Annotated in this window: 13 protein-coding genes; 4 read left to right on the forward strand and 9 right to left on the reverse strand. The window is 69.9% G+C overall.

Annotated features, from left to right (window positions below):
* Positions 1–274: 274 nt before the first annotated feature.
* From ABZ079_RS24455 to thyX, 3 genes are all read right to left on the reverse strand, one after another.
* Positions 275–1,960, reverse strand: a complete 1,686-nt coding sequence (locus ABZ079_RS24455) for a ribonuclease J (RefSeq protein ID WP_356941584.1) — start codon at positions 1,958–1,960, stop codon at positions 275–277.
* Between the two features lie 154 nt (positions 1,961–2,114).
* Positions 2,115–3,014, reverse strand: coding sequence for a 4-hydroxy-tetrahydrodipicolinate synthase (dapA, locus tag ABZ079_RS24460; protein WP_356941585.1), 900 nt, complete (start codon positions 3,012–3,014; stop codon positions 2,115–2,117).
* A 211-nt stretch (positions 3,015–3,225) separates the two neighbouring features.
* Positions 3,226–3,951, reverse strand: coding sequence for an FAD-dependent thymidylate synthase (gene thyX / locus ABZ079_RS24465; RefSeq protein ID WP_356941586.1), 726 nt, complete (start codon positions 3,949–3,951; stop codon positions 3,226–3,228).
* A gap of 197 nt (positions 3,952–4,148) precedes the next feature.
* Here thyX and ABZ079_RS24470 point away from each other — a divergent pair, with 197 nt between their 5' ends.
* Both ABZ079_RS24470 and ABZ079_RS24475 read left to right on the forward strand, forming a co-directional pair.
* The gene (locus ABZ079_RS24470) at positions 4,149–4,385 is read left to right on the forward strand and encodes a hypothetical protein (protein WP_356941587.1); all 237 of its coding nucleotides are present in this window, start codon (positions 4,149–4,151) and stop codon (positions 4,383–4,385) included.
* 90 nt (positions 4,386–4,475) lie between these two features.
* A complete protein-coding gene (locus tag ABZ079_RS24475; protein ID WP_356941588.1) occupies positions 4,476–5,030 on the forward strand; it encodes a hypothetical protein in 555 nt (184 codons plus the stop codon).
* A 113-nt stretch (positions 5,031–5,143) separates the two neighbouring features.
* On the opposite strand, the gene ABZ079_RS24480 is transcribed toward ABZ079_RS24475, so the two are convergent.
* From ABZ079_RS24480 to rpsO, 5 genes are all read right to left on the reverse strand, one after another.
* Positions 5,144–5,596 carry a hypothetical protein gene (locus tag ABZ079_RS24480; RefSeq protein WP_356941589.1) on the reverse strand — a complete coding sequence of 151 codons (453 nt, stop codon included), beginning with the start codon at positions 5,594–5,596 and terminating at the stop codon, positions 5,144–5,146.
* 7 nt (positions 5,597–5,603) lie between these two features.
* A complete protein-coding gene (dapB, locus tag ABZ079_RS24485; protein WP_356941590.1) occupies positions 5,604–6,356 on the reverse strand; it encodes a 4-hydroxy-tetrahydrodipicolinate reductase in 753 nt (250 codons plus the stop codon).
* A 43-nt stretch (positions 6,357–6,399) separates the two neighbouring features.
* On the reverse strand, positions 6,400–7,779 hold the full coding sequence (locus tag ABZ079_RS24490) for a pitrilysin family protein (RefSeq protein WP_356941591.1): 1,380 nt from the start codon (positions 7,777–7,779) through the stop codon (positions 6,400–6,402).
* On the reverse strand, positions 7,776–10,001 hold the full coding sequence (locus ABZ079_RS24495; protein WP_356941592.1) for a polyribonucleotide nucleotidyltransferase: 2,226 nt from the start codon (positions 9,999–10,001) through the stop codon (positions 7,776–7,778). The genes ABZ079_RS24490 and ABZ079_RS24495 overlap by 4 nt, the downstream gene beginning before the upstream one ends.
* Before the next feature lie 310 nt (positions 10,002–10,311).
* On the reverse strand, positions 10,312–10,599 hold the full coding sequence (rpsO, locus tag ABZ079_RS24500; protein WP_003997419.1) for a 30S ribosomal protein S15: 288 nt from the start codon (positions 10,597–10,599) through the stop codon (positions 10,312–10,314).
* Positions 10,600–10,867: 268 nt separating this feature from the next.
* On the opposite strand from rpsO, the gene ABZ079_RS24505 reads away from it, so the two are divergent.
* Positions 10,868–11,161: a DUF397 domain-containing protein gene (locus tag ABZ079_RS24505; RefSeq protein ID WP_356941593.1), complete on the forward strand. Its 294-nt coding sequence runs from the start codon at positions 10,868–10,870 to the stop codon at positions 11,159–11,161.
* 59 nt (positions 11,162–11,220) lie between these two features.
* On the opposite strand, the gene eccD is transcribed toward ABZ079_RS24505, so the two are convergent.
* Positions 11,221–12,723 (reverse strand): type VII secretion integral membrane protein EccD, encoded by a 1,503-nt coding sequence (gene eccD / locus ABZ079_RS24510; protein ID WP_356941727.1) that lies wholly within the window; start codon positions 12,721–12,723, stop codon positions 11,221–11,223.
* A 301-nt stretch (positions 12,724–13,024) separates the two neighbouring features.
* Here eccD and eccCa point away from each other — a divergent pair, with 301 nt between their 5' ends.
* Complete coding sequence (gene eccCa / locus ABZ079_RS24515; protein ID WP_356941594.1) at positions 13,025–16,990, forward strand: type VII secretion protein EccCa; 3,966 nt, start codon at positions 13,025–13,027, stop codon at positions 16,988–16,990.
* Positions 16,991–16,997 lie beyond the last annotated feature (7 nt).

Here is a 16,997-nt window from a genome sequence, read left to right on the forward strand (position 1 = left end):
CTTCGGTCTTGCGTTTCCGACTCTATCAGATCTTTTCTCGACCCGATTTCCTCGGTGCTTTCCAGGTTCCCGCTCTCGCGGTTTCCTTTCCGGCGGTTCCGACTTTATCAGAAGTTCTGAGTCGGTTTTCCGCCCCCTCCGGGCACCTGTGTTCAGCGCATGAAGTGCTGGGGTTCCCGGTTGGGCGGAGCCGTAAACGTACTGGAGCGGGGCTCCCCGATGCAAATCGAGGGGCCCCGCTCCAGGATCGCGCGTGCGAGCGGTCGTGGGACCGTCAGACCTCCACGACCACCGGGAGGATCATCGGCCTGCGGCGATACGTGTCCGAGACCCACTTGCCGAGGGTGCGGCGGATGAGTTGCTGCAGCTGGTGAGGCTCCACGACGCCGTCCTGGGCGGAACGCTCCAGGACTTCCGTGATCTTCGGGATGACGTCGGTGAAGGCCGAGTCCTCGATGCCGGAGCCACGGGCCTGGACGTGGGGGCCGCCGGTGATCTTGCCGGTGGAGGAGTCCACGACCACGAAGACCGAGATGATGCCCTCGTCGCCGAGGATCTTGCGGTCCTTGAGGGCCGGCTCGCCGACATCACCGACGGAGAGGCCGTCGACGTAGACGTAACCGGCCTGGACCTTGCCGGAGATCTTGGCCTTGCCCTCGATCAGGTCCACCGCCACGCCGTCCTCGGCGATGACGATCCGGTCGTGCGGGACGCCCGTCATCGCGCCCAGCTCGGCGTTGGCGCGCAGGTGGCGCCACTCACCGTGGACCGGCATCAGGTTCTTCGGGCGGCAGATGTTGTAGAAGTACAGCAGCTCGCCCGCGGACGCGTGCCCGGAAACGTGCACCTTGGCGTTGCCCTTGTGGACGACGTGGGCACCCCAGCGGGTGAGGCCGTTGATCACGCGGTAGACCGCGTTCTCGTTGCCGGGGATGAGGGACGACGCCAGGATCACCGTGTCGCCGTGGACGATGCGGATCTGGTGATCCCGGTTCGCCATGCGCGACAGCGCGGCCATCGGCTCGCCCTGGGAGCCCGTGCAGACCAGGACGATCTCGTGGTCCGGGAGGTCGTCGAGGGTCTTGACGTCGACCACCAGGCCCGGGGGGACCTTCAGATAACCCAGGTCCCGGGCGATGCCCATGTTGCGGACCATCGAGCGGCCGACGAAGGCGACCCGGCGGCCGTACTCGTGGGCCGCGTCCAGGATCTGCTGGATGCGGTGGACGTGGCTGGCGAAGCTTGCCACGATGATCCGCTTGCGGGCACCCGCGAAGACCTGGCGCAGGACGTTGGAGATGTCCCGCTCGGGCGGGACGAACCCCGGAACCTCGGCGTTCGTCGAGTCGGAGAGGAGAAGGTCGATTCCCTCCTCGCTGAGCCGTGCGAACGCATGGAGGTCGGTGAGGCGGTTGTCCAGCGGCAGCTGGTCCATCTTGAAGTCGCCGGTGTGGACCACCATGCCGGCGGGCGTGCGGATGGCGACCGCCAGGGCGTCGGGGATGGAGTGGTTGACCGCGACGAACTCGCAGTCGAACGCGCCGATCCGCTCGCGGTTCCCCTCCGCCACCTCCAGGGTGTACGGGCGGATGCGGTGCTCCTGGAGCTTGGCCTCGATGAGGGCGAGGGTCAGCTTGGAGCCGATCAGCGGGATGTCCGGCTTCTCGCGCAGCAGGTAGGGGACGCCACCGATGTGGTCTTCGTGGCCGTGCGTGAGGACGATGCCCTCGATGTCGTCGAGGCGATCCCTGATGGACGAGAAGTCCGGCAGGATCAGGTCGATTCCGGGTTGCTCCTCCTCGGGGAAGAGCACTCCGCAGTCGACGATCAGCAGACGGCCGCCGTACTCGAAGACCGTCATGTTTCGGCCGATCTCGCCGAGACCGCCGAGCGGGGTGACCCGCAGTCCGCCCTCGGGGAGCGGCGGGGGCGAGCTGAGTTCAGGATGCGGATGACTCAAAAGACTCTCCTCACCACGCACGCCACGTACCGGTAGGGCACGTGGCGCGCATGACGTTCGTGCAGAAGCAGTTGTCGTTGTGGGTTCAGGCACCGGTGGCCTGCGTATGCGGTTGTTCTTCAGTTGTGAAGCTCGGGTGGTGCCAAGTCTGTTGTCAGAGCTGTACCCCGCCGGCGGCAAGATCGATCTTGAGCTGGGCGATCTCCTCGGCCGAGCACTCGACCATGGGGGCGCGCAGGGGCCCGGCGGGCAGGCCCTGGAGGGCGAGCGCGGCCTTGGTGGTCATGACGCCCTGGGTGCGGAACATGCCGGTGTAGACCGGGAGCAGCTTCTGGTGGATCTCGGTGGCCTTGACGACGTCGCCCGAGGTGTACGCGTCGACGAGGGCGCGCAGGTCGGGCGTGACGACGTGGCCGACGACCGAGACGAAGCCGACCGCGCCCACGGAGAGCAGGGGCAGGTTGAGCATGTCGTCGCCGGAGTACCAGGCGAGGCCGGACCGGGCGATGGCCCAGCCGGCCCGGCCGAGGTCGCCCTTGGCGTCCTTGTTGGCGACGATCCTGGGGTGCTCGGCGAGGCGGACGAGCGTCTCGGTGTTGATCGGCACGCCGCTGCGGCCGGGGATGTCGTAGAGCATGACCGGCAGGCCGGTGGCGTCGGCGATGGTGGTGAAGTGCCGGTACAGGCCCTCCTGCGGGGGCTTGTTGTAGTACGGCGTGACGACGAGGAGGCCGTGGGCGCCGACGCGCTCGGCCTCGCGGGCCAGCTCGATGCTGTGGCGGGTGTCGTTGGTTCCGACGCCGGCCACCACATGGGCGCGGTCGCCGACCGCCTCCAGTACGGCTCGTACGAGGTCCGATTTCTCCGCGTCACTGGTGGTGGGGGACTCGCCGGTGGTGCCGTTGATGATCAGGCCGTCGTTGCCTGCGTCCACCAGGTGGACGGCGAGCCGCTGGGCGCCGTCGAGGTCGAGTGCGCCGTCCGCCGTGAAGGGCGTGACCATGGCGGTGAGGACCCGCCCGAAGGGGGTCTGCGGAGTGGAGGTCGGAGCCATGGGTAACACGCTACTCGGTGCTCCATGCGTGGTCTGCCCGTGGGGTGCCGGGAAAGTCATGACAAATGCGGAGCCCGGCACTGCCTGCTCGGGGGTTCAAGCAGTGCCGGGTCCGTTTGATCAGGCTAGATGAACTTCTCCAAATGCCGCAATCCGGACGCTTCGCGAGGCTGACTCGTACATCCGTTCCGGGTGGGCGAACAGGGCTTCGTTACGGGGCCACACGCCCGTTCGCGTTGAAGGCGGCGTACGTCAGCGGCATGAGCTTCGCCCACTCCGCCTCCATCTTCTCGCCGACCATCTCGATCTCCCGCTGCGGGAAGGACGGCACCTTGGCCAGCTCGTGCTGGGTGCGCAGGCCGAGGAAGTGCATCAGGGAACGGGCGTTGCAGGTGGCGTACATCGAGGAATAGAGGCCCACGGGGAGGGCCGCGCGGGCGACCTCCCGGGCCACGCCCTCGGCGAGCAGCTTCTGATAGGCCCCGTACGCCTGCTCGTAGGACTCCTCCAGGGTGCCGCGGACCGTCTCGTGCTGGGCGGCGGTGCCCTCGACGAAGACGTACTTGCCCGGGCGGCCCTCCTGGACGAGCTTGCGGGAGGTGTCCGGAACGTAGAAGACCGGCTCCAGCTCCCGGTAGCGTCCGGACTCCTCGTTGTACGACCAGCCGACCCGGTGCCGCATGAACTCGCGGAAGACGAAGATCGGGGCGCTGATGAAGAAGGTCATCGAGTTGTGCTCGAACGGGCTGCCGTGCCGGTCGCGCATCAGGTAGTTGATCAGGCCCTTGGAGCGCTCGGGGTCCTTCTTCAGCTCGTCCAGGGACTGCTCGCCGAGGGTCGAGACTCGGGCGGCGAACAGGACATCGGCGTCCGAAGCGCTGGACTTCACCAGCTCGACGGTGACGTCACTACGGAACGTGAGCGACTCGGTGGTCACGGGGGTTGGGGTCCTTCCCATCACTTCTGTGGTTCGCGCCCACCTTACGGGGCACCCGCTGGGCCCGGAGCAGCACCTCGCCCCGGAAGACGCACCGGCGATTTTTTCGGACATGGGCACCCTTTGTGCCACTCGATCGTCTGTATCGGTGAGGACTGCACGTTTGATCCGAAACCCTGAAAGGAGAGGCAACCGCGATGTTCCGTCGCCGCGAGCCCGTACCCTTCGCCTTCCTGGCCGAGGCTGACCGGTTCCGCAGCAATGTCACTCCCCCGCCCCGTCAGCGGGGGTCCTTCGGCGAGATAGCCGGGCGCTGGCTGCTGGGCCTCGCCCTCGTCGCCGGGCTGGTCGGCGCACTGATCCTCGGCATGCCGGCGCTCTCCACGCCGTCCGGTACGCCGGTTCAGCAGTCCCAGGCGTCCCAGGGGCACTGACCCTTCCGGACCCTCAAGGCTGGTGAGCGTGAACCGGGCCGGATAGCCTCACCGGGCACAGCCCACGCGAGGACCGAGTGAGGACCAGCCGTGCCCCTGCCCTTTCTGACGGCCGACCGTACCTTCGAGGCGGCATCCGAGAGCGCGCTGCCGTACGACGACCGGGAGCGCTGGCGGCGCCCCTACCGGCCCGGGCCCTGGCGTGTGGGCGTGGCCGCGCTGGGGCTGCTGCTCGCCTCGTTCGTGCTCTTCGCGGCGGTCCTCATCGCCCTGACCGGCTCGGCGTCCTCCGCCGGGGTGATCCTCGGCATGGGGCTGGCCCTCATCGCCGGTGCGCTGCGGCTGCTGCGCATGGGGGCGTGGGTGAGCGGGCACGGGGTGCGCCAGGTCGGTCTTCTGGTGACCCGGACGGTGCCGTGGGCGCGGGTCGTGTCCGTGCGGACGGTGCAGCAGCCGGTGCGCTGGCTGGGGCTGCCGCGCACGGTGCAGGGGCAGGCGCTGGTACTCGTCCGCAAGGACCGGCGCGCCGAGGACGCTGCTCCCCTGCTGACCACGCACGGCCTGGACTTCCTGGGCCGTCCGGCGGCCTTCGACCGGGCGGCGGACTCGGTGGAGGCGTGGGCCGCGGAGTACCGGCGCGGCTGACCCGCCTGGACACGGCGAAGGGGCCGGCCGCTGTGCTGCGGCCGGCCCCTTCGGCGTATCGGTCCGCTGATCCGGGCAACTTCCGCCAGGCGGTGCGTAGGGAGCCCGTGCGGCTAGGCCTGGACGGTCCTGTCGTCGTGCAGGGCGATGGCACGCTGCATCGCCTTGCGGGCGCGCGGGGTGTCGCGGGCGTCGTGGTAGGCGACGGCGAGCCGGAACCAGCAGCGCCAGTCGTCGGGGGACGCCTCGGTCTCGGCCTTGCGCCTGGCGAAGACCTCGTCGGCCGAGTCACGGTCGATGCGGCCGCTCTCGGTGCGCTTCAGCTCGTCGACGGGCAGGCCGCCCTCGGCGTCGAGTTCGGCGGCGAGCTGGTTGGCCCTGCGGACGAACTGGGTGTTCTTCCACAGGAACCACAGGCCGATGACCGGCAGGATCAGCACCGCCACGCCGAAGGTGACGGTGAGCACCGTGCCGGACTGGATGAGCATGACGCCGCGGCTGCCGACCAGAAGGAAGTAGAAGACGAGGACGGCGGCCGTGACGAGGTAGGTGATCTTCGCGCGCATCGGAGTGTCAGCTCAGGTCCAGGAAGTTCTCCAGGCCGAAGGTCAGGCCCGGAGTGGTCGCCACGCGGCGGGCGCCGAGCAGGATGCCCGGCATGAAGCTGCTGTGGTGCAGGGAGTCGTGGCGGATGGTCAGGGTCTCGCCCTCGCCGCCGAGCAGCACCTCCTGGTGGGCCAGGAGACCGCGCAGCCGGACGGCGTGCACCGGGACCCCGTCGACACTGGCGCCCCGCGCGCCGTCCAGGGCGGTGACCGTGGCGTCGGGCGCCGGGGCGGTACCGGCTGCCCGGCGTGCCTCGGCGATGAGCTGGGCCGTGCGGGTGGCGGTACCGCTCGGGGCGTCCACCTTGTTCGGGTGGTGCAGCTCGACGACTTCCACCGACTCGAAGTAGGGCGCGGCGAGCTGGGCGAACCTCATCGTCAGGACGGCGCCAATGGAGAAGTTCGGCGCGATGAGCACGCCGGTCTCCGGAGACTGGGCGAGCCAGCCCTTCAGCTGCGCGAGGCGCTCCTCGGTCCAGCCCGTCGTGCCGACGACCGCGTGGATGCCGTGGCGCACGCAGAAGTCGAGGTTGCCCATGACGGAGGCGGGGGTGGTCAGCTCCACGGCGACCTGGGCGCCGGTCTCCGCCAGCGTCTCCAGCTTGTCGCCCCGGCCGAGGGCGGCGACCAGTTCCATGTCCTCGGCGGCCTCGACCGCCTTGACCGCCTCGGACCCGATCCGGCCCTTGGCACCGAGGACCGCCACGCGCAGCTTGCTCATCTTTGCTTCCTTACCGACTTACCGAATCCGACGACGGAGGGGCTCAGGCGACAGCATCGCGCAGTCGCGCGGCCTGTTTGTCCTTCAGCGGGCCGATGACCGACAGCGACGGGCGCTGTCCCAGGATGTCGCGGGCGACCGAGCGGACCTCGTCCGGGGTGACCGCCGCTATCCGGGCCAGCATGTCGTCCACGGACATCTGCTCACCCCAGCACAGCTCGCTCTTGCCGATGCGGTTCATCAGCGCGCCGGTGTCCTCGAGCCCGAGGACCGTGGAGCCCTGGAGCTGGCCGATGGCGCGGCTTATCTCGTCGTCGGAGAGGCCGTTGACCGCGACGTGGTCGAGTTCGTCCCGGCAGATCCTCAGCACATCGTGGACCTGGCTCGGGCGGCAGCCGGCGTACACGCCGAACAGACCGCAGTCGGCGAAGCCGGAGGTGTACGAGTACACGCTGTAGGCGAGGCCGCGTTTCTCCCGGACCTCCTGGAAGAGGCGGGAGGACATGCCGCCGCCGAGGGCGGTGTTGAGCACACCCATGGCCCAGCGGCGTTCGTCGGTGCGGGCGAGGCCCGGCATGCCGAGGACGACGTGCGCCTGCTCGGTCTTGCGGGCGAGCACCTCGACCTGGCCGGCCGTGCGGATCGTACGGCGGCCGTCGCGCGGGGCGACGGGTCGCGCGTCCGGATCCTTGAGGACGCCCGCCTTCTCGAAGGCCGCGCGAACCTGCCGTACGACCTTGTTGTGGTCGACGTTGCCGGCGCAGGCGACCACCAGGTGAGTCGGGTCGTAGTGCTTCTTGTAGAAGCGGCGGATGCGGTCGGCGGTCAGGGCGTTGACCGTGTCGACGGTGCCCAGGACCGGGCGGCCGAGGGCGTTGTCGCCGAACATGGTGTGCGCGAACAGGTCGTGCACGCAGTCGCCCGGATCGTCCTCGGTCATGGCGATCTCTTCGAGGATCGCCCCGCGCTCGACGTCGACGTCCTCTTCGAGGATGAGCGAGCCGGTCAGCATGTCGCAGACGACGTCGATGGCGAGCGGCAGGTCGGTGTCGAGCACGCGCGCGTAGTAGCACGTGTACTCCTTCGCCGTGAACGCGTTCATCTCGCCGCCGACCGCGTCGAGGGCGGAGGAGATGTCCAGCGCGCTGCGCCTCGAGGTGCCCTTGAAGAGCAGGTGCTCCAGATAGTGCGTGGCGCCGTTCAGGGCGGGGGTCTCGTCGCGGGAGCCGACGTGCGCCCAGATGCCGAAGGTCGCCGAGCGGACCGAGGGCAGCGTCTCGGTGACGATGCGCAGGCCGCCCGGGAGGGTGGTCTTGCGGACCGTGCCGATGCCGTTGGCCCCCTTGATGAGGGTTTGGGTACGGGCGACGGCCCGCGCCTCCGAAGAGGTGCGGGCCGTCGCCTTGGAGCTACGGGACGTCACTGGTCGGCGTCGTCCTTCGTGGTCTCGTCGGAGGAGCCTTCCTCGCCCTCGATCACGGGGATCAGGGAGAGCTTGCCACGGGAGTCGATCTCGGCGATCTCGACCTGGACCTTCTGGCCCACACCGAGGACGTCCTCGACGTTCTCCACGCGCTTGCCGCCGGCGAGCTTGCGGATCTGCGAGATGTGCAGCAGACCGTCCTTGCCGGGCAGCAGGGAGACGAACGCACCGAAGGTGGTCGTCTTGACGACCGTACCGAGGTAGCGCTCGCCGACCTCGGGCATCGTCGGGTTGGCGATGCCGTTGATCGTGGCGCGGGCGGCCTCGGCGGCGGGGCCGTCGGAGGCGCCGATGTAGATCGTGCCGTCGTCCTCGATGGTGATCTCGGCGCCGGTGTCCTCCTGGATCTGGTTGATCATCTTGCCCTTGGGGCCGATGACCTCACCGATCTTGTCGACCGGGATCTTGACGGTGATGATCCGCGGAGCGTTCGGGGACATCTCGTCCGGACGGTCGATGGCCTCCATCATCACGTCGAGGATGTGCAGGCGGGCGTCGCGGGCCTGCTTGAGGGCCGCGGCCAGGACGGAGGCCGGGATGCCGTCCAGCTTGGTGTCGAGCTGGAGGGCGGTGACGAACTCCTTGGTGCCGGCGACCTTGAAGTCCATGTCGCCGAAGGCGTCCTCCGCACCGAGGATGTCGGTGAGGGCGACGTAGTGCGTCTCGCCGTTGATCTCCTGGGAGATCAGACCCATGGCGATACCGGCGACCGGGGCCTTCAGCGGCACACCGGCGTTCAGCAGCGACATGGTGGAGGCGCAGACCGAACCCATGGACGTCGAGCCGTTGGAGCCGAGGGCCTCGGACACCTGACGGATCGCGTACGGGAACTCCTCACGCGTCGGCAGGACCGGCACGATGGCGCGCTCGGCGAGAGCGCCGTGGCCGATCTCGCGGCGCTTCGGGGCGCCGACGCGGCCGGTCTCGCCGACGGAGTACGGCGGGAAGTTGTAGTTGTGCATGTAGCGCTTGCGGGTCACCGGCGAGAGGGTGTCCAGCTGCTGCTCCATGCGGAGCATGTTGAGGGTGGTGACGCCCAGGATCTGCGTCTCGCCACGCTCGAACAGCGCGGAACCGTGCACCCGCGGGATGGCCTCGACCTCGGCGGCCAGGGTGCGGATGTCGGTGACACCGCGGCCGTCGATGCGCTTCTTCTCCTTGATCACGCGCTCGCGGACCAGCTGCTTGGTGAGCGAGCGGTACGCGGCGGAGATCTCCTTCTCGCGGCCCTCGAACTCCGGCAGGAGCTTCTCGGCGGCGAGCGCCTTGACGCGGTCCAGCTCGGCCTCGCGCTCCTGCTTGCCGGCGATGGTGAGCGCCTGGGCCAGCTCGGGGCGGACGGCGGCCGTCAGGGCCTCGAACACGTCGTCCTGGTAGTCCAGGAAGATCGGGAACTCGGCGGTCGGCTTGGCGGCCTTCGCGGCGAGGTCGGCCTGCGCGCGGCAGAGGACCTTGATGAAGGGCTTCGCGGCGTCCAGACCGGCGGCGACGACCTCCTCGGTCGGCGCCTCGGCGCCGCCCTCGACCAGCTTGATGGTCTTCTCGGTGGCCTCGGCCTCGACCATCATGATCGCGACGTCGCCGTCCTCCAGGACGCGGCCGGCGACCACCATGTCGAAGACGGCGTCCTCGAGCTCGGTGTGCGTCGGGAAGGCGACCCACTGGCCGCGGATCAGCGCGACGCGGACGCCGCCGATCGGGCCGGAGAAGGGCAGACCGGCCAGCTGCGTGGACGCGGACGCGGCGTTGATCGCGACGACGTCGTACAGGTGGTCGGGGTTGAGCGCCATGATCGTGGCGACGACCTGGATCTCGTTGCGCAGGCCCTTCTTGAAGGACGGGCGCAGCGGGCGGTCGATGAGGCGGCAGGTGAGGACCGCGTCCTCGGAGGGACGGCCCTCACGGCGGAAGAAGCTGCCGGGGATCTTGCCGGCGGCGTACATCCGCTCCTCGACGTCCACCGTGAGCGGGAAGAAGTCGAGCTGGTCCTTGGGGTTCTTGGATGCGCTGGTGGCCGACAGCACCATGGTGTCGTCGTCCAGGTAGGCCACGGCGGAGCCGGCGGCCTGCTTGGCCAGGCGGCCCGTCTCGAAGCGGATCGTACGGGTGCCGAAGGCGCCATTGTCGATGACGGCCTCGGCGTAGTGGGTCTCGTTCTCCACTAGTGTTTTCTCCTCGTCTTCGTCCCTCGGCTGCCCGTGTGGCAGGGGGACGGTTGCGGAGAAGCGCTCCGTCTGGTGCGGGCCGGTCTTCGATCGAAGCACCCGGGGCTCGCTTCCCCCCGGGGGCCACTACCGAGGACCGGCGGCGGCGAGGTGCGCTTCTCCTCGTTCTCAGTCGTACGTGTTCTGTCTCGTGCCTATTGCGTTGTGCTACCACACTACAAAGCGTGTGTGACACTCCGCACGTTTCCGCGCGTACGGCAAAGGGAGCGGCCCCCGATCCTCTCGGGAACCGCTCCCTTACGGCGTCTTACTTGGCGCCCGCCGCACCGCGGCGGATGCCGAGGCGGTCGACCAGCGCACGGAAGCGCTGGATGTCCTTCTTCGCCAGGTACTGCAGCAGGCGACGGCGCTGACCGACCAGGATCAGCAGACCACGGCGGGAGTGGTGGTCGTGCTTGTGGGTCTTGAGGTGCTCCGTCAGGTCGGAGATCCGACGGGAGAGCAGAGCGACCTGGACCTCGGGGGAGCCGGTGTCACCCTCCTTGGTACCGAACTCGGCGATGATCTGCTTCTTCGTAGCGGCGTCGAGCGACACGCGTACTCCTCATAGTCTGTGAGTGGCCACCGAGTGCCCCTGGTCTTCTTCTCAGGGGGGCTTCCGTTACTCGGGAGGCGGGGATCCGCTGGGCGCGGCCGCCAGAACCCTGAGGGTTCCGGGGGTGCGTACACGAACGGCCGTCGACCAGGGTACCAGGGAGTGGCGGGCGCTCTCTCCGGCGTTCCGGATCGGCATGGGTCCGGCAGAGGCGGCCACTAGGGTGAGCCTGCTGATCGTACGCACGTCGGGAAGGGGTCGCTGCGGCATGGCGGAGACGGAAGAGGAACTCAAGGCGCGCAAGGAACGGGAGCGGGACGAGCTGTACGCGCTCGACATCTCCGGCGTCGAGTGGCAGAGCGCGCCGGGTACGGAGGAGCACGAGGAGCGGGTGGAGATCGCGTACCTGCCCGGTGGTGCCGTGGCGATGCGTTCCTCCCTCGACCCCGACACCGTGCTGCGCTACACCGAGGCGGAGTGGCGGGCGTTCGTCCTGGGCGCGCGGGACGGGGAGTTCGATCTGAAGCCGATGCCGCACAACGGGGGGCTCGGGGCGCAGTGAGCGGTGCCGGACAGCGGTGACCGAAGCCCCGGCTCGTTCTGCGCCGGGGCTTCTTGCCGTCACTTGCTCGTCATCGCCCGCGCGGTCGCGTACACGTCGAAGACCGCCAGGGTGAGCGGGATCAGCGTCAGCAGGAGGAAGCCCTCGCAGATCTCCAGGAAGCGGCCCCAGAACGGGGTCAGCCCGCCGCGCGGCAGGATCAGGCCCAGCGCCGTCACCAGGGCGGTGGCCGCGGCGATGACCGCGATCAGCCAGATGGTGCGGATGTCCAGGTCGGTTCGGTCGCCGGCCAGCGCCGCGAGCATCACGTGCCGCGGCGGGTTGAGGGCGAGGCCGAGGCCGAGCAGGACCAGGGAGCCGAGACCGGCGGCGAGGACGGGCGCGACCTGGGCGGTGTAGCGGAAGAGCCCGGCGCGCATCAGCATCGCCACACCGGTGGCGAAGGCGAGCAGCTGGGCCCAGATGTCGTCGGAGAAGCCCAGTACGGCCGAGGCACCGACGGCGAGGAGCGCACAGCCGCCGACCAGGCCGACGAGGAGTTCGTGGCCGCGCCGGGCCTGCGCCTCGATGCGCTCGGTGTCCACGGGCTCCGGCGCGGCGGACTCGGTGCCGTAGGCGGAGCGGGGGGCACTGCTGCTGGGGTTCTCGAAGCCGATCGGCAGCCGGGCGAAGCGCATCGACATGCCGGGCAGGAAGGCGAGAGCACCGACGGCGACGGGCGCGCACAGGCCGGCCATCTCGGTCGGGGCCCAGCCGGTGAGGGTGGCGACGAAAACGACGATCAGGGCGATCGCCGACGCGAAGACGAAAGCCACGAAGGGGCCGTCGCCGTGCGGCGAGCACAGGGCGAGGATCAGCGCGGCGACGAGGACGGCCGCACATGCCAGCAGGAACTGCAGTCTGCCGATGCCCTCCCCTCCGTTCAGGGGCAGCAGTCCGCTGCCCGCGACGCCGATGTTCGGCAGCGCGCCGAGGCCGAGGGCGAGGGCCGAGCCGCGGTCGTCGTAGACCCGGGCGCGGACCGCGGACAGCACGACCAGGAGGACGCCGGTGACGGCGGCGAGGATGCCGGCCAGGCCGTGCATGTCGTGGCGCGGGTCGGCGGTCCAGGCGACGAACGCGAGCAGCGCCGGCAGCACTCCGCCGCCGACGAGGCCCGCTGCCCGGGTCAGGTCGCCGCTCCACAGCTTGTGCTGCTTCGTGACGGCGGAGGCGACGGCCTCGGCGACGTCGTCGAAGACGGCCGGCGGCAGAGACTCGGCGAACGGGCGCAGGGTGAGGAGTTCGCCGTCGAGAATGCGCTGCGCCGCGAAGGAACGGGCGCTGTCCAGCACGGTGCCGTCGGTGCGGACCAGGTGGTAACCGACCGGGGCGCCCGCCTCGGAGCTCTGCTGGGACAGCCGGAGGATCTCCGGATAGAGGTCGGCGACCGGGACGTCGTCGGGCAGTGCCACGTCGATACGGCTGTCCGGCGCGACGATGGTGACCCGGCAGAAGCCGAGTCCGGTGCCGGACCCGGAAGGGGCTCCCGTCCCGGGTCCGCCGGTGGCGGCGGCCGTCATGCTCACCTGCTGCTCCCCCTCAGTGGTGGTGGTGCGTCTATGTCGTGAAGGTCTCGTGCCGGTTCGCGCCGCGCACGGCGGCACGGGTGCCGTAGGGCGGGGTTCCGGGGCTCTCCTGCTCCGACATCGGGCGGGTTGACCCGGTTTGTTCAGTCTGCTCGGCGTGTGCTCACGCGAACATCCGGCACCCTACCGCTCACCCGTGTTCCGTGAACTCAGTAGGATCACGCGGCGGCCTGCGCCCGCCGGACACGGGGCGGTGGGGTGGAAAGCCTGGGTCGGGCAAGGGAATTGGTGAGCGGTGAGCCAGATTGTCGTCAAGCGCCCTGCTAGGGCGCTGCCGTCCGAAGTGCCCACGGACGAGGTCGTTGTCCAGCCACCGCCCGAATTGCCGCGGGGGCCACAGGAGAGCGTGCTGATGCAGCTCCTGCCCACGCTGGGCATGGGTGGCTCGGTGGTGTTCTTCTTCACGAACGGCCAACCGTTCATGAAGATCATGGGCATGATCATGATCGCCTCGACGGTGGCGATGTCCATCGCGATGGTGGTCCGCTTCCGCCGCGGCTCGCAGGGCCAGCTGGCCGACATGCGGCGCGACTACCTCAGTTATCTGTCGCAGACGCGCAAGTCCGCCGTGGAGACGGCGAAGGCGCAACGGGACGCGCAGTACTACCTGCACCCCTCCCCCGAGCAGCTGTGGGCGTTCGTCGCCGAGGGCAGCCGGGTGTGGGAACGGCGGCCGGGTGACGAGGACTTCGCGCATGTGCGCATCGGCCTGGGCCCGCAGCCACTGGCCACTCCGCTCGTCGCCCCGGAGACCGGGCCGGTCGAGCAGCTCGAGCCGCTGACCGCGGGCGCGATGCAGCGATTCCTCGCCGCGCACCACACCGTCGGCGACCTGCCGATGGCGGTGTCGCTGCGCGCCTTCTACCACGTCACGGTGAGCGGTGAACCGCAGTCCGTCCGGGCCTCGGCGCGCGCCCTGGTCGGCTCGCTGGCCTCACTGCACTCCCCCGAGGACCTGGTCATCGCGGTGGCCGCGGGCCGGGAGGCGCTGCCGCACTGGGACTGGGCCAAGTGGCTGCCGCACGTGCAGGCGTCCGGCGAGGTGGACGGCGCAGGCTCCCGCCGGCTGATCGGCCCCGACCCGCGCGAGTTGGAGGACCTGCTCGCCACCCGGCTGACCGGCCGCCCCCGCTTCCATCCCGGCGCGGCCCCGCTGCTGGACGAGCCGCACATCGTGCTCGTCCTGGACGACCTGTCGCTGCTGCCGGACTCGGTGCTCGCCAACCCGGAGGGTCTGCAGGGCGTCACGGTGGTCGAGGTGGTGCCGGGCGAACTCACCACAGCGGGCGGTGACCTGTCCGTCGTCGTACGGCCCGGCGCCCTCCGCCTGGACTCCGGGCACGGCATGGTCTACGAGGGCGTCCCCGACGCCCTGTCGTACGAGTCCGCCGAGGCGCTCGCCCGGCAACTGGCGCCGCTGCGCATCGCGTCGGGCGGTGACGACGACGAACCGCTGCTCGCCAACCTGGAGTTCACGGACCTGCTCGGCCTCGGCGACGCGGCGTCCGTCGACACCAAGCGGACCTGGCGGCCGCGCGCTCTCGCGGAACGGCTGCGGGTGCCGATCGGTCTCGGTGAGGACGGCCGGCCCGTGATGCTGGACCTGAAGGAGGCCGCGCAGGAGGGCATGGGCCCGCACGGCCTGTGCGTCGGCGCGACCGGTTCCGGCAAGTCGGAGCTGCTGCGCACCCTGGTGCTGGGACTCGCCGTCACGCACTCCTCGGAGACCCTGAACTTCGTCCTCGCGGACTTCAAGGGTGGTGCGACCTTCGCCGGCATGGCGCAGATGCCGCACGTGGCCGCAGTCATCACCAACCTGGCCGACGACCTGACCCTGGTCGACCGCATGGGGGACTCGATCCGCGGTGAGCTGAACCGCCGCCAGGAGATGCTCCGCGACGCGGGCAACTACGCCAACATCCACGACTACGAGAAGGCGCGCGCGGCGGGTGCCCCGCTGCAGCCGATCCCCTCCCTGGTCCTGGTGATCGACGAGTTCAGCGAACTGCTGACCGCCAAGCCGGACTTCATCGAGATGTTCGTGCAGATCGGCCGTATCGGCCGTTCGCTGGGCGTACACCTGCTGCTGGCCTCGCAGCGCCTGGAGGAGGGCCGCCTGAGGGGGCTCGAGACCTATCTGTCGTACCGCATCGGTCTGCGCACCTTCTCCGCGGCGGAGTCCCGCGCGGCGCTCGGTGTACCCGACGCCTACGAACTCCCGAACGTCCCCGGTTCCGGCTTCCTGAAATACGGCACGGACGAGATGGTCCGCTTCAAGGCGGCGTACGTCTCCGGGGTCTACCGCTCGGGTTCGCAGCGCGCGGCGGTGGGCGGCGGGCCGCTGCCGGTGGACCGGCGGCCGGTACTGTTCACGGCCACCGAGGTGCCGGTGCAGTACACGGCCATCCCGCAGCAGCGCCAGGAGCCCCAGCCCGAGGTGGACGAGGCGCTGGCCGACACCGTTCTCGACGTCATCGTGCGCCGGCTCGAGGCGCAGGGCCCGGCGGCACACCAGGTGTGGCTGCCGCCGCTGGAGAGTCCGCCGTCACTGGACGCTCTGCTGCCCGGCCTGGCCGCGGTGCAGGGACGCGGGCTGACCCAGCCCGGCTACGAGAGCGCGGGCCGCCTGATCGTGCCGGCCGGCCTGGTCGACAAGCCGTACGAGCAGCGCCGCGACCGGCTGATGCTCGACTTCTCGGGCGCGGCGGGCCACATGCAGATCATCGGCGGCCCGCAGTCCGGCAAGTCCACCCTCCTGCGCACGCTGATCTGCTCCTTCGCGCTCACCCACACCCCGTACGAGGTGCAGTTCTACGGCCTCGACTTCGGTGGTGGCGGTATGGCCGCGCTGGACGGCCTGCCGCACGTCGGCGGTATCGCCTCCCGCCTGGACCCGGAACGCGTCCGGCGCACGGTCTCCGAGGTCTACGGCGTGCTGACCCGCCGCGAGGAGCACTTCCGCTCGGCCGGCATCGCCTCGATCGCCGACTACCGCGCCCGCCGTGCCCGTGGCGAGATCTCGGTCACCGACCAGCCGTGGGGCGACGTGTTCCTCGTCATCGACGGCTGGGGCAACTTCCGCACGGACTACGAGGCCCTGGAACCGGCGGTCCTCGACATCGCCGCCCGCGGTCTCGGCTACGGCATCCACGTCGTCATCACGGCCTCGCGCTCGATGGAGGTCCGCGCGAATCTGAAGGACCATCTGATGAACCGCCTGGAGCTGCGCCTGGGTGACGTCATGGACTCGGAGATCGACCGCAAGGTGGCGGTGAACGTCCCCGCGGGTGTCCCGGGCCGCGGTCTGTCCCCCCAGAAGCTGCACTTCATGGCGGCGGTCCCACGGATCGACGGCCTCACCTCCGACACCGACCTGGCCGAGGCCACGGCGGCGCTGACCACCGAGGTCGGCCGGCACTGGCAGGCGCCGGGCGCCCCCAAGGTACGGCTGCTGCCGCGTCAGCTGGAGGCGGTCAAGCTGCCGTCGGGCGACCGCTTCCCGAAGCGGGGTATCGCCTTCGCGCTGGACGAGGACAACCTGGAGCCCGTGTTCCTGGACTTCGAACAGGACCCGTTCTTCCTGATCTTCGGCGAGAGCGAGTCCGGCAAGTCCAACCTGCTGCGGCTGCTGATCAAGCAGCTGACGCTGCGGTACGGGGGCGACGAGGCGAAGTTCTTCGTCGTCGACAACCGGCGCTCGCTGCTGGACATCACGCCGTCCACGCACCTGGCGGAGTACATCCCCATGTCCAGCCAGATGGACCATCACATGGTGGCCCTGGCCGACCTCATGCAGCGCCGCACCCCCACCGCCGACGTCACCCCGCAGCAGCTGCGGGACCGAAGCTGGTGGCGGGGCCCGCAGGTGTTCGTGGTCATCGACGACTACGACCTCGTCTCCACGTCCAGCGGCAACCCGCTCAGCGGCCTGACCGAGATGCTGCCCTTCGCCCGCGACGTCGGCGTCCGCTTCATCATCGCCCGCTCCTCCGCGGGCGCGGGCCGCGCCTCCTACGAGCCCTTCATGCAGCGCATGAAGGAACTCGGCGCCCAGGGCATCGTCCTGGCGGGCGACCCGGCAGAGGGCGACATCCTCAACGGCGTCCGGCCCCGGCCGATGCCTGCGGGGCGGGGCGTCTTCGTGTCCCGGAAGCGGGGGAAGCCGTTGGTTCAGACGGGACTGGTAAATGTGGAGTACTGACCCCGGG

The sequence above is a fragment of the Streptomyces sp. NPDC006314 genome (assembly GCF_040613075.1).
Taxonomy (GTDB): Bacteria; Actinomycetota; Actinomycetes; order Streptomycetales; family Streptomycetaceae; genus Streptomyces.

Coding starts and splice junctions, on each gene's coding strand:
- ABZ079_RS24480 (WP_356941589.1), bottom strand. CDS start 5,596: ATGCGCGCGAAGATCACCTACCTCGTCACGGCCGCCGTCCTCGTCTTC.
- eccD (WP_356941727.1), bottom strand. CDS start 12,723: ATGACGGCCGCCGCCACCGGCGGACCCGGGACGGGAGCCCCTTCCGGG.
- dapB (WP_356941590.1), bottom strand. CDS start 6,356: ATGAGCAAGCTGCGCGTGGCGGTCCTCGGTGCCAAGGGCCGGATCGGG.
- dapA (WP_356941585.1), bottom strand. CDS start 3,014: ATGGCTCCGACCTCCACTCCGCAGACCCCCTTCGGGCGGGTCCTCACC.
- ABZ079_RS24505 (WP_356941593.1), top strand. CDS start 10,868: ATGGCGGAGACGGAAGAGGAACTCAAGGCGCGCAAGGAACGGGAGCGG.
- ABZ079_RS24470 (WP_356941587.1), top strand. CDS start 4,149: ATGTTCCGTCGCCGCGAGCCCGTACCCTTCGCCTTCCTGGCCGAGGCT.